Here is a 14,399-nt window from a genome sequence, read left to right as displayed (position 1 = left end):
TCGCAAACGACATCCCCCTTGGACGGATGCGCAGAAAATGGGGCGATAGCAAGACTTTTCCTCCCGTGTCCGGAACCGCCTGCCATGTTGCCTCCCGATCGTTCGCCATCGCGTCGAAGCGATGTCTCCCCCTTCATCGCCATGGACGTGATGTCGGCAGCGTTCGATCGGATCGCGAAGGGTGAGCGGATCATCCGCATGGAGATCGGCGAACCCGGCGCCTCGGCACCGAAGCCGGTGCTAGATGCTGCCCGCGCCGCGCTCGACGCGGGGCGCATCGGCTATACCGAAGCGCTTGGCTCACGGGCGCTGCGCCAGCGCATCGCGCAATATTATGCCGATACGCACGGCATCGAGGTTCCCGCCTCGCGGATCGCCATCACGACGGGTTCATCGGCCGGCTTCAACCTCGCCTTCCTCGCCGCTTTCGACGCCGGCGACCGTGTCGCGATCGCCTCGCCGGGTTATCCCGCCTATCGCAACATTCTGGGTGCGCTCGGGCTGGAGGTGGTCGAGATCGAGACATCAGCCGAGACCCGGCACGCGATCACGCCGGAAATGCTGGAGCGCGTGCATGCGGAAAAGCCGCTGGCCGGCATCCTGATCGCCAGCCCCGGCAATCCGACCGGCACGATGATGACGCCGGACGCGCTGGCCGCCCTGATCCGCGCCTCGGACGAACTGGGCATCCGCTTCATCTCGGACGAAATCTATCATGGCCTCGTCTATGACGGCGTCGCCGAGACGGCGCTGAAGACCAGCGACCGCGCCATCGTCATCAACTCGTTCTCGAAATATTACTGCATGACCGGCTGGCGGATCGGCTGGATGGTGCTGCCGGAAATTCTGGTGCGCCCGATCGAGCGGATCGCCCAGAGCCTCTACATCTCCGCGCCGGACCTGTCGCAGCGCGCCGCCCTTGCCGCGTTCGATGCGACCGACGAACTGGAAATCATCAAGGCCGGCTATGCCGCCAACCGCAAGCTGCTGCTCGAAAAGCTGCCGAAGATCGGCTTCGACGACTATTTCCCCGTCGATGGCGCCTTCTACATCTACGCGTCGGTGCGCCGCTTCTCGAACGATTCGGCCGATTTCGCGCAGAAGATGCTTGCCGAGGCCGGCATTTCGGCCACGCCGGGCGCGGATTTCGACCGCATCCACGGCCCGGCCCATATCCGCTTTTCCTTCGCCGGCGCGACGACGGAAATCGCCGAAGCGGCCGAGCGGCTGGAGAACTGGCTAGCCTGAATGATCAGGCTTTGGCGGATTCGGCCGGTGCGTGCAGCGTAACCGCCGGCTTCGGCAGCACGACCGGATCATGGTCGGAACTGGCAAAAACCTCGCGGTCGAGCCGCTGCATGGCGCCGGCAAGAATGCCGACATCGACCAGATCGTCCTCGGCGGAGGAAACCTCGATCTCGGTCATGCGCGCCAGCTCGGGCACCAACCCCTCATCGAGGCCGGCACGAAAGCCCGCTTCCATCAGGTCGAAGGCGGCGACGCCGCGCCCGGTGAAGGCGACGCGCTGCGGGTTGAGCAGCGCGATCAACCGCGACAGGCCATAACCCAGCGCCAAGCCTGCCTGATGATAGGCCATTTTCACGCGATCCTCACCCGCTCGCGCCCTGGCCTCGAGCTTGGCCATCGTCTCGGCGTCGGGATCGATCTCGGTCGGCGACAGATCCGGCGGCAGGTCCTCGACCGCGCGATAGATCGCATAATCGGCGACATACGCTTCTATGCAGCCGCGCCGGCCGCAGCGACACAGCGCGCCGCCGGGCATGTGATTGGCATGGCCGAACTCGGCGCCCGCTCCATAGGCGCCGGTAAACATCCGCCCGTTGATATAGAGCCCCATGCCGACGCCATAGGCGATGAAGATGGTGGCGAAGGTGCCGCCGAAACGAACCGGATCGCGCGAATGCAGCGCCTGCGCGATCATGTTGACGTCATTGGTCATCGACGCACGAATGCCGAGCGCTTCGGAAACCGGGCCGGGGATCGCCCCGACATCGACGGCAACCGTCGGGCTCCAGAGCAAGGTGCCGGTCGTCTCGTCGACTGTGCCGGGAATGGCGATCGAAATCTCCGAGACGCGCGAAGGCGCAATCTCCCGATCGGCAAGATAGCCCCGGATGATGTCGATCAGGCGCGCCACGAAGGCTGGGGCATCCAGCCCCATCGTCGAGACGGTGTGACGGCGGCTGTCGCGCAGATGGCCGGAATAGTCGCTGAGGAGAAGCGTCACCGTGTTGAGCGCGATCTTGACGCCCAGCACGTAGGCGGCGTCGTCGTTCAGCGTCAGCGCCACGCGCGGCCGGCCGCGACCCAGCGGCCGTTCGGCGCGCTCGTCGATATCGGCGGCCACGAGAATGTGTTCGGACAGAAGATCGCCGGTAATGGCCGAGATCGTGGCGGGGCTCAGCCCCGTCTCGCGGCCGAGTTCGACCCGCGCCAAAGGTCCGGCACGCCGCAGCGCTCCCAGGACCAGGCCTCGGTTCTGGCGACGCACGAGTTCGGTGTCGGCTTTGCTCTGCACTAGTTTTCTCCGCGCCCGCAGAATGGCCTATCAATAATTGATTCCCAGGCGCTCTTCTTTGCGAACATCAGCAATGAATACCAATTTTTGCAAGTGAGAGTGGCGATGTAATGTCCACCCGCTCAAAAGGGAGGCGGACTTGCCGCGACGATGATGCCGTCGTATGTCGTCCTCTGCCCCGTAGGCCCATCGCTTCGAAGGACGTCCGAACATGACCGTCGCCCGAACCGCCGCTACGGCGGCAGCTATCTCCGATGCCTTTGCCACGCTTCGCAGCCATCGCGACCGCGTTGAAGCACAGACCATGCGTGAGATGTTCGCCGCCGATCCCGCACGTTTCAGCCGACTTTCGGTAAGTGCTGACGACCTGCTGCTTGATTATTCGAAGAACCGCATCGACGCCGCCGCCGTAGTGGCGCTGCTGGATCTTGCCCGCACCGCCGGTGTCGAGGAGCGCCGCGACGCCATGTTCGCCGGCGAGAAGATCAACGTCACCGAGAACCGCGCCGTCCTGCATGTCGCGCTCCGCGCCACAGCGGACGAGAGATATCTCGTCGACGGCAAGAATGTCGTGGATGACGTGCATTCGGTGCTCGCCGCCATGTCCGCCTTTGCCGAAGGCATCCGCGACGGCTCGATTGCCGGCGTCGGCGGCCGCTTCACGGATGTCGTGAATATCGGCATCGGCGGCTCTGACCTCGGCCCCGCCATGGTGACCCGCGCGCTCAGCCCCTATCATGACGGTCCGCGCCTGCATTTCGTCTCGAATGTCGACGGCGCGCATATCCACGACACGCTGGAAGGCCTCGACCCGGCCACCACCCTGTTCCTGGTCGCCTCCAAGACCTTCACCACCATCGAGACAATGACCAACGCCGGCACGGCGCGGGCCTGGATCGTCGCGGCATTGGGCGAGGCGGCTGTCGGCGCGCATTTCGCGGCCATGTCGACCGCCCTCGACAAGGTCAGCGCCTTCGGCATCGACGTCTCGCGCGCGTTCGGCTTCTGGGATTGGGTCGGCGGTCGCTATTCCGTCTGGTCGGCGATCGGCCTGCCGGTGATGATTGCCATCGGCTCCAAGAATTTCCGCGAGTTCCTGGCTGGCGCTCATTCGATGGACCAGCATTTCCGCACCGCGCCGCTCGACCGCAACGTTCCGGTCATCCTGGCGCTGATCGGCATCTGGAACCGCAACGTCCTCGGCTTCCCGGCCAAGGCCGTGCTGCCCTATGACCAGCGCCTGGAGCGGTTCGCAGCCTATCTGCAGCAGCTCGACATGGAATCGAACGGCAAGCGCGTGACCCTCGAGGGCAATGCCGTGACGCTCGCGACCGGTCCCCTCGTCTGGGGCGAACCCGGCACGAACGGCCAGCACGCCTTCTACCAGCTGATCCATCAAGGCACCGACGTCATCCCCTGCGATTTCCTGATCGCGGCGACGGCGCATGAAACCGACAAGGTTCACCACGCCTTGCTGCTCGCCAACTGCTTCGCCCAGACGGAAGCGTTGATGCGCGGCCGCACGACGGATGAGGCGCGAGCCGAGCTGGCAGCCGAAGGCAAGGTGCCGACGGAAGTCGAGCGTCTGGCAACGCACAAGACTTTCCCGGGCAACCGGCCGTCGAACACGATCCTCTACAAGACACTCGATCCCTTCACGCTCGGCCGCCTGATCGCCCTCTACGAGCATCAGGTCTTCGTGCAGGGCGCGATCTGGGGCATCGATTCGTTCGACCAGTGGGGCGTTGAGCTCGGCAAGCAGCTCGCCATGCAGCTGCTGCCGATGGTCGATGGCCGCGCCGACGCCTCGTCGCGCGACTCCTCCACCGCCGGCCTCATCCAGGCGGCGGCAAGCCTGCGCTAGGCTAGCTGCGGCCGACGTCCCTCGCCTCCGCTCACGAGCGGCGGCATAGGCGGCCCACACATTGGTCCGGCGGGTTGGTCATTTGGCCCCCGCCGGATTTTTTTTGGGCGGTAGCGGCTTGATGAGCCGTCGAGTGCGCGCACCGATCGGGCCGGACGGTCGATGGGCCGCATGCCCCGAGGCATCGCCGACTACGGGTCGAAAAGCCCTCGTCCACTGGCGTGAGCGGAGGGCTTGCCTCGGCTCCGGTCATCGCGACCTGAAACAAGCGGCGCTCACGTCCAACCCATCTCGCTCGTCGATCGCGACGAACCTTCGCCCCCCATGCCGCGGCATCCGCCTGGCGCGTGGCGCCCGCCTTGCAGCCCAACGCCCGACGCATATTTTTTCGGGGGCGGCCCAATGCGGAACGTTGATAAAATTATAATAGCATGATGTTATGTCATCTGGCCCCTTCAACGTTCTGAAGGAGCCCCGCCGAGGACCGTGTCGAGGAGGACGCGCCTGGTGGAAAGGGAGGAACATATGGAACGTACCGTTGAGCGGGATTCCGGCTTCGAGGGATCTGGCCGCGCGATGCGCGATCGTTTGACCCGCTTTGTCGCGGTGGGCGAAGTGGGCGTCTTGCTCGCGCTGATCGTGCTGGTCACCTTTTTCTACATCATGGAGCCGGCGTTCCTGTCGGAGCGCAACATCCGCGCCATCCTGCGCGTCGTCTCGTTCATCGGCATCATCGCCATCGGCCAGACCATCCTGCTCGTCAGCGGCGAGTTCGACCTTTCTGTCGGCGCGGTCGCCGGCCTTTCGGCCGTCTGCAGCGCCAAGCTGATGACAGCGCTCGCCCTGCCGGTGCCGCTGGCGCTTCTCGGCGGCGTGCTGGTTGGCGCCGGTGTCGGCCTCGTCAACGGCCTCGTCGTCGTCAAGCTCAAGATCCCGGCCTTCATCCAGACGCTCGGCATGCTGTTCATCGGCCAGGGCCTGATCCAAGTCGTCACCAACGGCTATCCGGTCTATCCGCTGCCGCCTGTGATCACCGAGATCGGCTATGCAGACTTCCTGTTCGGGCTCGGCTGGAGCTTCGTCTTCTTCATCGCGGCGGCCCTGATCGCCGACTTCGTGCTTCGCCGGACCGTGCTCGGCCGCAACATGTATGCGACCGGCGGCAACCCGGAAGTCGCCCGCCTCGTCGGCATCGACACCGCCCGTTACAAGATCGGCGCCTTCATGACGGTTGGCGCGCTCGCCGCCGTCGCCGGCATGTTCGTCATGGCCGACCTCGCTTCCGGCACCACCTCGATCGGCAGCGGCTGGGAGCTGAACGTCATTGCCGGCGTCGTCGTCGGCGGCGTCAGCCTGTTCGGCGGCGCCGGCACGATGGCCGGCGGGCTGATCGGCGTCCTGCTGCTGCAGGTCGTCACCAGCGGCCTCGTCGTCGTCGGCGTCAACGCCAACTGGCAGCAGATCGCCGTCGGCGTGATCATGGTGCTGGCCGTCGGCCTCGACATCCTGCGCCGCCGCTATTTCATCGCCGGTTCCAGCTCCGCGCCCGTCGCCGAAACACCAAGCAATCCATCCTGAGCTAGTTCGGGCCAGGGAGGAGCCTGCGCCCGGACGACGCGAAGGATCGAAAATGGCCGGTCACAAGGCCGGTCGACCAGAGGGAGGACTACTCATGAAGATCCGTATTTCCAGCCTGATGAAGACCGCGCTGCTCGCTACCGTCGCCATGACGGGCGGCCTGCTTGCCGTGCCGGACGCCAGCCTTGCCGCCGGCAAGAACATCCTCTGGGTGCAGCCGATGCGCGACCATCCGGTGCATCGCCTCATGCAGGCCGGCTTCCTCAACAAGTGCAAGGAACTCGGCAACACCTGCGAGATCGTCGGCAATCCGAGCGCGACCAATTACGACGTCTCCTCGTCGATCCCGCTCGCTGAAGCGGCCATGGCCCGCACCAAGTTCGACGCCATCGCCGTCTATGGCCCCGGCCCCGAAATCTTCCCGTTCATCGGCAAGCTCGGCCGTGAAGGTTTCCCGGTCGTCACCTGGCACGTGCTGCCGCCGGAAGGTTCCGTCCCGGGCCTGAAGGCAGCCGTCGGCGAGGACATTCCGAGCGCCGGCAATTCGGCCGCCCTCGCCATGGGCGAGAAACTCGGCGGCAAGGGTGTCATCGCCCTGACGCAGGGCTCGTCCAACGATACCGAGAACGTCATGGCGGACTCGTTCCGCAAGACGATCGCTGAAAAGTATCCAGACATCAAAATCCTCGAGACGCAGATGGAAGGCTTCGAGCCCTCCGCCGCCGAAGGCAAGGCCGTCGCGCTGCTGCAGGGCAATCCGGACGTCAACGCCGCCTTCTCGACCACCGGCAACGGCGCGCAGACCTGGTCGGGCGCCGCCCGCAAGGCGGACCGCCCGCTCGTCATCATCGGCATGGACTACATCCGCCAGAACCTCGACCTGGTGAAATCAGGCGCTGCCTATGGCGTCGTCGCCCAGCCGCTTTACGAGGAAAGCGCCAAGACGGCCGAACTCGCCAACGACCTCGCCGAAGGCAAGACGGTCACCTATCTGAACCCGCTGCCGGCCGGCGTCATCACCGCCGCCGACCTCGAGCCCTACTACAGGATGCTCGACAGCGCCGGCCAGTAAGCCCGCGAACCTGCCTTGCCCTCTCCCGCCACGCGGGAGAGGGTCTTGCTCCCTTGGCCCTCGCCCGCTTGCGGGAGAGGGTTGGGTGAGGGACTTTCTACCCTTCACCTCTCGCCTCACGGGAGAGGTAAAAGAAAGTATCCGGGGACCAACGACATGACCGACCCAATCACTGCCCCGCCGGTCATCCAGACCCGCGCCATCATCAAGAGCTTCTCCGGCGTGCAGGCGCTGCGCGGCGTCGATTTCGCGGTTCATCCGGGCGAGATCCATGCCCTGCTCGGCCAGAACGGCGCCGGAAAATCGACCCTCGTCAAGATCCTGAACGGCGTCCACAAGGCCGGCTCCTATTCGGGCGAAATCCTCGTCGACGGCAAGCCGGTCGCCTTCGCCTCCACCTCGGCCGCCCGCGCCGAGGGCGTCGGCTATGTGCCGCAGGAGATCGAGGTTCTCGAACAGCTCTCGGTCGCCGAAAACGTCTTTGCCGGCCATACCGGCCTCGGCCGCGGCCCGATCATCAACCGCCGCCGCATGGAAGCCGAAGCCCGCGCCCTGTTCCAGGATCTCGGCCTCGCCATCGATCCGCGCATGCTGGTCGCAAGCCTGACATCAGCGCAGCGCCATCTCGTCATGATCGCCCGCGCCCTCTCCTTCAAGCCCCGCGTGCTGATGCTGGACGAGCCGACGGCCTCGCTCTCGGGCGTCGAGGTCGAGCGGCTGTTTTCCGTGCTCCGCCGGCTCAAGGCGCAGGGCAAGACGATGATCTTCATTACCCACCGCCTGCCGGAAGTGCTCGCGATCTGCGACCGCGCCACCGTGCTGCGCGATGGTCGCGTCGCCGCCGAGATCGACCGCGAGCATTTTGACGAGGAACACTTCATCTTCGCCATGTCCGGCCAGAAGCTGCAGCGCCTCTATCCCGACCACGTCGCTCCGCCGGCCAAGACCCCGCCCCTTCTCTCCGTAAAAAACCTTTCGATCGCCGGCCGTTTCGGCGTCAATCGCGGCGTCAGCGACGTCTCGTTCGATGTGCGCCCCGGCGAAATCCTCGGCCTCGCCGGCCTGCTCGGCTCCGGCCGGACGGAAATCTTGCACGCCATCTACGGCCGCATCCCGTTCTCCGGCGAGATCGAGATCGACGGCAGCCCCGTCGCGATCCAGCGCTCGGCCGACGCGCGCGCCGCCGGCGTGGCGCTCCTGACCGAGGACCGCAAGCGCGACGGCCTGCTGTTCAACCTGCCGGTCGGCGCCAACATCACCATCGGCAATCTGGCGCCGCTGTCGAGCCACGGCATGGTGCGCGAGGGCCGCGAGAAAAGCGCCGTGCTCGCCGCCATGCGGGCGCTCAACGTCAAGGCGCGCTCGCCGCAGGCCTCCGTCGCCCATCTCTCCGGCGGCAACCAGCAGAAGCTGCTGTTCGCCCGCGTGCTGATGAGCGCGCCGCGCGTGTTGCTGCTCGATGAACCGACCAAGGGCGTCGACGCCGGCACGCGGCATGAGATCTACCGGCTGATCGTCGACCTCGCCGACAAGGGCGTGGCGCTGGTCGTTGTCGCCTCGGAGCTGGAGGAAGTGATCGGCCTCGCCGACCGCTGCCTGGTGGTCGCCGATGGCCGCATCGTCGACGAGTTCACGCGCGGCGAAGGCAGCGAGGACAAGGTGCTGCGCTCGATCACGACGGCGCAGGCCACCCTGCAGCAACAGGCGCTCGCCGCCGGCGCGGGACGCGCATGATGGCGGGACGCTTCGACGGCAAGGTCGTCCTCGTTACCGGCGCTGCAACCGGCATCGGCCGCGCCACGGCGGAATATCTCGTCTCGCAAGGTGCCAGCGTCTTCGGCATCGGCCTTGATGGCGACGCCGGCCGCGCGCTCGACGCGGCCTCAGCGGCCAAAAACCTGCCGCTGTCGTTCCGCGAGGTCGACCTGACCGATGACGCGGCGGTGCGCGCCGCCGTCGCCGCCTGCCACCACGAGCATGGCCGGCTCGACGCCGTCGTCAATTGCGCCGGCATCTACGCCACAGGCAAGAGGCTGGAAGACGTTTCCGATGCCGAATGGGACCTGACCGTCGCGATAAACCTGACCGCGATTTTTCGCGTCTGCCGTGCGAGCCTGCCGCTGATCCGCGCCTCGGGCGGCGGCTCGGTGGTCAACCTTGCCTCCGTGCATGCGGTCGCCACCGTCCCCGGCGTGCCGGCCTATGCCGCGACCAAGGCCGCCGTCGTCGGCCTGTCGAAGCAGATGGCGCTCGACTATGCTTGCGACCGCATCCGCGTCAACGCCGTCATCGTCGGCTCGGTCGCCACCCGGATGACGCTCGGCGACGCGCCGGACGCGCGCGAAAAGGTCGAGGCGGCGGGCCTCTATTTCGACGAACGAAAAGTGCCGCGCGTCGCCGACCCGCTCGAGCTCGCCAAGGCGATCGCCTTCCTCATCTCCGACGACGCCTCCTTCGTCACCGGCAGCGGCTTTGTCGTCGATGGCGGCCTGACGGCGCTGCTGCTCTGAGGGCAAGGCTCGGCACTTCGCCTCTCCTTGTGGGGGAGTTTTTTGGTAGAGGGTAGCAACACCGGCCCGCCTCGCCGGCTCACCCCTCTTCACCTCTCGCCTCACGGGAGAGGTCGACGGCCGCAGGCCGGCGGGTGAGGGTTTACGGCCTCTCCGGATGGTTTCCTAAACCCTCACCCGGAGCTTCGCTCCGACCTCTCCCTCAGGGAGAGGTGAAGCACCGCACCCGGCGCGAGAGCGCCCTCGCCCGCCGGTTGATCTCGCGCGCCACTTTTGCGACATCGAACCTCGCCGCCAGCGCAGCCAGGGACCGACCGTGACGAACTTCATCTCCGCCATTCTCGTGCATGTCGCCGACCCGGAAGCGGGCCTCGCCTGGTACGCAAACGCCTTCCCGGAAGCGCGGATCGAGACGAGCGAACCCTCCGGCTTCCGCTATCTCGCCATCGGCCCGATCCAGCTCGAACTGGTCCAGGCCGACGAAAAGGTGGCAAGCGGCGCTGCCGGCTCGGTGGTCTATTGGGCCGTCGCAGATTTCGACCGCGCGCTAACCCATTTCCAGTCAGTCGGCGCAAAACTCTATCGCGGCCCGATGGAAATCGACGCCGCCGAATGGATGGCGCAGTTTCGCGATCCGTGGGGCAATTCCATCGGGATCCGGGGGAGGAAGGCAGCGAACGCCTGAGCGTTCGAAATAGAGAAAGGGTCGAGGCGGCAGGGCTCTACTTCGACGAACGCAAGGCCACGCGCGTCGCCGATCTACCCGAACTCGCCAAGGCTATCGGCTGCCTGCTCTCTGACGACGCCTCGCCTGTGACGTGGAGCGCCTTCACGGCGGATGGCGCGCTTAAGGCGCTGCTGTTGTGCGCGCTTCACGAGGATCGGCAGCGGCAAGCGATTGTTCGCACCAAGAAATCGGCCCAGGCGATTGGCGCACGCGCCGGATCGCGCCCCTCTTCACCTCTCCCTGAGGGAGAGGTCGACGGCCGAAGGCCGGCGGGTGAGGGTTTACGGCGTCACCGGCACACCACCCTGCGGCAGTACGCCTTATCCGGAGGGTTCCCTAACCCCTCACCCGGCGCTCCGCGCTGACCTCTCCCTCAGGGAGAGGTGAAAGGCGAGCTCGCCCGCGCCATCGCCTTCCTGCTCGCCGACGACACGTCCTTCATCACCGACAGCGCCTTTACGGCGGATGGCAGCCTGACGGCACCGTTACCTTAGGGAGCAACTCGACCTAAGCCACAACCGTTGCATCAGGTACGTCATAGTTGTTTTCAGAGAAGAGCGATGACAATCGATGGTCGAGCAGTGCGCGCATGATATCAGAACAACTCTCCAGCGTAGCTACTATGCGCCCTTGATCGTCGAATACGAGCTGCAGTCCGCATTGAGCATGTCGTTGGCGCAATCTCGTCATGAACGCTGCATCACGATAGTGTCCCTTCTGGTGAATTGCGCACGCGCGCCTCAAATGAAGCTTATTCACTCCAATGAAATCAATCAGCGGACCAAGATCAGAGAAGAGTGATGAAAATTCATCGTCTGCTTGAAGCAGATTAAAGTCGGCAACATGCGCCTCTTTATAGCTAAGAACAGATTCGAATGCAGGCTTATTGGTAATAACAACATCATCTTCAATGATAAAAAAATCAATATCTCTCGAAATATTGAATCCCGGATTCTCATTTAGACCAAGACGGTCATCAGAATATATTACAGATAGAAAGCCACTAACTCGCCTGGACTGCCATGTGGCATCCGTCTTCCGGACCGCGTACAAGACGTTGTCGCCACTGGTCAATTTGATCACGTAAAACTTCGTATTCTGTACATCGTCGAGAGATCGTATTTTTCGAGCAGGAAGAGGGTTGGCGGCCTCGGCGGCGACCACACCGGCATGAGTGGCCAGCGCATCGATTCGTAGCGCAATACCATCATTGGCCGCGGCTAGCAGCGTGTAGTCACTAACCTCCAAAATGCTCTGACGTTTAAACGCAATCGCCTGCTTCAGGGCTTGGTCTAAGTCGTCATCAGTATCAATCCATCGCCCGGAAAAACGTAATAATCCATCTGGCTGGCTCCACTTCTTGAACAGCCAAATCTGTACGCTAGAATTTTCTATATCGAAATTCTGAAAAGATTCCGGCAGCGGCATATCATCCCCCCGACGAATCGGTATCGGTTATCACGAGAATTTCTTGAATCGGGACCTGAAAATAACGCTTTCCGGCCTCTATACTGCCCTTTGACAAGACATTTGCCTTCTGCACGCCAGACCCGCCGACATATTCATATGAGACGTCATAAAGACGCCAGTTCAATACAATCAGCATTGGATTAAGAATTATCTGACCCGATTTATATGATATCCAAAACATCCATACTAAAAATACGACAAATCCAACAAATTTTCCCGAATCCTGATAGCTTATACTCATGAATGAAACAACGTAAGGCAAAGTATAGTTCATCAGATCAGACGGAACATGCTTAGCTTCTTTGATTAATATCTCTTGCTTTGGTTTAATCAACCTCAAGCTCACCAGCGTGACAATCAAACACATCACGCAAGCAAGAAATATACCAATCGAGAAAAATGGATTCTTGAAAGGAAGCGCGCAATCATCCCGCCAGGGAGCCCAGCATATCTGCCCACTGAGGTTCTCGTAGGCAAAATCTTGAGCAAGCAAAATAAAGCTCAGAGGTAGGTACGATCCCAAGAATATAGCTAGAGCTGTCAGGATTCTGAACTGCAATTTAGCTCACCATTTCAGCGAAGCTCGATCCCAATGAGTAGATACTCAGATACACCCAATATAGGCGAATACCCTCAGGTTCAACTACAAATAGAACCTGACCAGATCACCCCACCCCGAACCGAACCACCCCCCACATCCCCTCACCCGGTGCGAGCACCACCAGCCCCAGCCCTTCCTCGCCGGCTTCAAACTTGTTCACCGCGCAGGGGACGTTGGTCTGGGGTTCCAGGCAGAAGAAGCTCTGCTTCGGGTCGGCGTAGAGCATCAGGTTTTGGAAAATCGGGTCGGCCTCGATCGTCAGCGTCACGCCGCGCGTGGGAAAGCGCAGTTCGGCGAGGCCGTCCCAGCCGGAGTAATTGTTGTTGCGCCAATGGCTTGGCAGCGGCGCGCCGTTTGAAAAATCGAGTTCGGGCGCAAGCTGGATGCGCGAGCCGGCGACGCCGTCCGGGGCTTCGAGCCAAAAGTGGCTGGCCTTGAAGCGAAGTTCCGTATCGGCGTCGCGCTCGAACCAGGGGTGATGGCCGAAGCCGAACGGCATGCGGACGAAGCCAAGGTTTTCGAGGCTCGTCGTCAGCGTCAGCCCCTCGGGCGCCAGCGCAAAATGCTGGGTCGCGCGGTAGAGGAACGGCTCGCCGGCAACGCGGCGTTCCAGCGTCAGCCGCGCCGAGGTTTTGGACGCTTCCTCGACCTGCCATTCCGACTGCCAGCCGGTGCCATGCACGTTGAAACGCTCGGTACCGTTATTGGGCTTGAAGCGATAGGTGACGCCGTCGAAGGTGAAGGCGTTGCCGTCGATGCGGTTGGCATAGGGCAGCATCGGGAACGAGCCGACGCCGAGCACATCGCCCGCAGCCGCGCGATCCGGCGTCAGCGCGCGAAAGATGTCGATGCCGCTTTTCCGGAAAGCGGCGATCGAGCCGCCGATCTCCGGCGCGAGGACGAGGGTCAAGTCTCCGGCGGCGAGTTCGATCATGCTGGCGTTTCCTGAGGCGGCTTGTTGGTTGTGGCGATGGTAGCGAGCCCGCCGTGCTGAGTGGGTCGAAAAATGGAAGTTGCGCGCGATCCGGACGGTCGGCCTGTTGAGCCATGCCGCCGACAACCCAGTTGCATGGATCCCGGGTCGCGCTACGCTTGCCCGGGATGACGGCGAGCGTGGACTGGCGGCTGGGGGCGACGCGGGATGGATCGTGCCGCTACGCTTCTTCGTAAGAAGCTCATGCGGCTACCGACTTTCCTGCAAATCCCGGCCTTCATCATCCTGAGGTGCCGCCTCAAGGCGGCCTCGAAGGACGCACAGCGCTCGTGCAAGACGGAAGCCCTCCCCGCCGATAGGCCGTGCGTTCTTCGAGGCTTCGCTGGCGCGAAGCACCTCTGGATGATGGGCATGGGGGGTACTGCATGACCGCCTTGGGACGCCCCCCACCCGAAACCGTCCCCAAAATTCAGAAATTGCGGCCGTAGCCCGTCGTCCAGCCGCCATCGACGGCGAGGGACTGGCCGGTCGTGTAGCTGTTGAGCGGATCGACCAGGAACAGCACGGCATTGGCGACGTCTTCCGCCTTGCCGGCCTGGCCGGATGGCACATGGGAGAGCATCGCCTCGTCGCCCGCCTCGTCGACGCGGCCGACCGCGACGGCGTTGACCAGCACGGCTGGCCCAGAAACCATCGCCAGCGCGCGCACGCTCGAAAGCACCGAGGCCATCGCCGCCGACCAGGCGGGATGGCGACGCATAGGCACGAGACCGGCGGCCGAGGCGAGATGGACGATGCGGCCCGTTCCTCGCGAGACCATCGCGCTCGCGACTGATTCCGCTTGCGCCGCCAAGGCTTCCGGCCGGTAGCTCGCATCGGGGGTGAGCGGGTGCGAGAGAATAAGAATGTCCGGCGCGCCCTCGCCCGCCTCGCGCGAGACCAGCGCGCCATTGGCGGTGAGCGCCGCGACGACGGCCGCCAGGATGGCGTTGTCCTCGCCCACGATGCGCACCGATTGGCCTGAGATCTCGATTTCCATGACTAGTTCCCCCCGAACGGACCTATGCGGCATCGGCCGGTTTCTCGCAACGCCCGACGTCCCGC

12 protein-coding genes are annotated in these 14,399 nt (G+C 63.8%); 7 read left to right on the top strand and 5 right to left on the bottom strand.

Annotated elements, in window-relative coordinates; translation table 11 throughout:
- Window positions 1-84: 84 nt before the first annotated feature.
- Window positions 85-1,248 carry a pyridoxal phosphate-dependent aminotransferase gene (locus OSH12_RS03430; RefSeq protein WP_266342086.1) on the top strand — a complete coding sequence of 388 codons (1,164 nt, stop codon included), beginning with the start codon at window positions 85-87 and terminating at the stop codon, window positions 1,246-1,248.
- 4 nt (window positions 1,249-1,252) lie between these two features.
- Here the strand turns inward: OSH12_RS03430 and OSH12_RS03425 are convergent, their stop codons facing one another.
- A complete protein-coding gene (locus OSH12_RS03425) occupies window positions 1,253-2,539 on the bottom strand; it encodes an ROK family protein (protein ID WP_266342084.1) in 1,287 nt (428 codons plus the stop codon).
- 211 nt (window positions 2,540-2,750) lie between these two features.
- On the opposite strand from OSH12_RS03425, the gene pgi reads away from it, so the two are divergent.
- The 6 genes from pgi (at window position 2,751) to OSH12_RS03395 (ending at window position 10,248) form a co-directional block, all read left to right on the top strand.
- Window positions 2,751-4,403 carry a glucose-6-phosphate isomerase gene (pgi, locus tag OSH12_RS03420; protein WP_266342083.1) on the top strand — a complete coding sequence of 551 codons (1,653 nt, stop codon included), beginning with the start codon at window positions 2,751-2,753 and terminating at the stop codon, window positions 4,401-4,403.
- Window positions 4,404-4,928: 525 nt separating this feature from the next.
- Window positions 4,929-5,981, top strand: coding sequence for an ABC transporter permease (locus OSH12_RS03415; RefSeq protein ID WP_266342082.1), 1,053 nt, complete (start codon window positions 4,929-4,931; stop codon window positions 5,979-5,981).
- 94 nt (window positions 5,982-6,075) lie between these two features.
- Window positions 6,076-7,053: a sugar ABC transporter substrate-binding protein gene (locus OSH12_RS03410; RefSeq protein WP_266342081.1), complete on the top strand. Its 978-nt coding sequence runs from the start codon at window positions 6,076-6,078 to the stop codon at window positions 7,051-7,053.
- A 156-nt stretch (window positions 7,054-7,209) separates the two neighbouring features.
- Window positions 7,210-8,787 (top strand): sugar ABC transporter ATP-binding protein, encoded by a 1,578-nt coding sequence (locus OSH12_RS03405; protein ID WP_266342080.1) that lies wholly within the window; start codon window positions 7,210-7,212, stop codon window positions 8,785-8,787.
- Window positions 8,784-9,563: an SDR family NAD(P)-dependent oxidoreductase gene (locus OSH12_RS03400; protein WP_266342079.1), complete on the top strand. Its 780-nt coding sequence runs from the start codon at window positions 8,784-8,786 to the stop codon at window positions 9,561-9,563. Before OSH12_RS03405 ends, OSH12_RS03400 begins: the two co-directional genes overlap by 4 nt.
- Window positions 9,564-9,879: 316 nt before the next feature.
- On the top strand, window positions 9,880-10,248 hold the full coding sequence (locus OSH12_RS03395) for a VOC family protein (RefSeq protein ID WP_266342078.1): 369 nt from the start codon (window positions 9,880-9,882) through the stop codon (window positions 10,246-10,248).
- Between the two features lie 549 nt (window positions 10,249-10,797).
- Here OSH12_RS03395 and OSH12_RS03390 read toward each other — a convergent pair.
- From OSH12_RS03390 to OSH12_RS03375, 4 genes are all read right to left on the bottom strand, one after another.
- Window positions 10,798-11,718, bottom strand: a complete 921-nt coding sequence (locus tag OSH12_RS03390) for a Kiwa anti-phage protein KwaB-like domain-containing protein (RefSeq protein ID WP_266342077.1) — start codon at window positions 11,716-11,718, stop codon at window positions 10,798-10,800.
- 1 nt (window position 11,719) lies between these two features.
- Window positions 11,720-12,319, bottom strand: a complete 600-nt coding sequence (locus tag OSH12_RS03385) for a hypothetical protein (RefSeq protein ID WP_266342076.1) — start codon at window positions 12,317-12,319, stop codon at window positions 11,720-11,722.
- 106 nt (window positions 12,320-12,425) lie between these two features.
- Window positions 12,426-13,295 (bottom strand): aldose 1-epimerase, encoded by an 870-nt coding sequence (locus OSH12_RS03380; RefSeq protein WP_266342075.1) that lies wholly within the window; start codon window positions 13,293-13,295, stop codon window positions 12,426-12,428.
- A gap of 469 nt (window positions 13,296-13,764) precedes the next feature.
- Window positions 13,765-14,334 (bottom strand): SDR family NAD(P)-dependent oxidoreductase, encoded by a 570-nt coding sequence (locus OSH12_RS03375; protein WP_266342074.1) that lies wholly within the window; start codon window positions 14,332-14,334, stop codon window positions 13,765-13,767.
- Between the last annotated feature and the right edge of the window lie 65 nt (window positions 14,335-14,399).

The organism is Kaistia terrae (assembly GCF_026344005.1).
Lineage (GTDB): Bacteria > Pseudomonadota > Alphaproteobacteria > Rhizobiales > Kaistiaceae > Kaistia > Kaistia terrae.
The sequence above is the reverse complement of the archived record's forward strand: the minus strand, read 5'-3'. Positions and strand labels throughout refer to the sequence as shown.

Excerpts from the sequence above, each read along its gene's own strand:
- OSH12_RS03430 (WP_266342086.1), top strand. The coding sequence starts at position 85 with ATGTTGCCTCCCGATCGTTCGCCATCGCGTCGAAGCGATGTCTCCCCC.
- pgi (WP_266342083.1), top strand. The coding sequence starts at position 2,751 with ATGACCGTCGCCCGAACCGCCGCTACGGCGGCAGCTATCTCCGATGCC.
- OSH12_RS03415 (WP_266342082.1), top strand. The coding sequence starts at position 4,929 with ATGGAACGTACCGTTGAGCGGGATTCCGGCTTCGAGGGATCTGGCCGC.
- OSH12_RS03410 (WP_266342081.1), top strand. The coding sequence starts at position 6,076 with ATGAAGATCCGTATTTCCAGCCTGATGAAGACCGCGCTGCTCGCTACC.
- OSH12_RS03405 (WP_266342080.1), top strand. The coding sequence starts at position 7,210 with ATGACCGACCCAATCACTGCCCCGCCGGTCATCCAGACCCGCGCCATC.
- OSH12_RS03400 (WP_266342079.1), top strand. The coding sequence starts at position 8,784 with ATGATGGCGGGACGCTTCGACGGCAAGGTCGTCCTCGTTACCGGCGCT.
- OSH12_RS03390 (WP_266342077.1), bottom strand. The coding sequence starts at position 11,718 with ATGCCGCTGCCGGAATCTTTTCAGAATTTCGATATAGAAAATTCTAGC.
- OSH12_RS03380 (WP_266342075.1), bottom strand. The coding sequence starts at position 13,295 with ATGATCGAACTCGCCGCCGGAGACTTGACCCTCGTCCTCGCGCCGGAG.
- OSH12_RS03375 (WP_266342074.1), bottom strand. The coding sequence starts at position 14,334 with ATGGAAATCGAGATCTCAGGCCAATCGGTGCGCATCGTGGGCGAGGAC.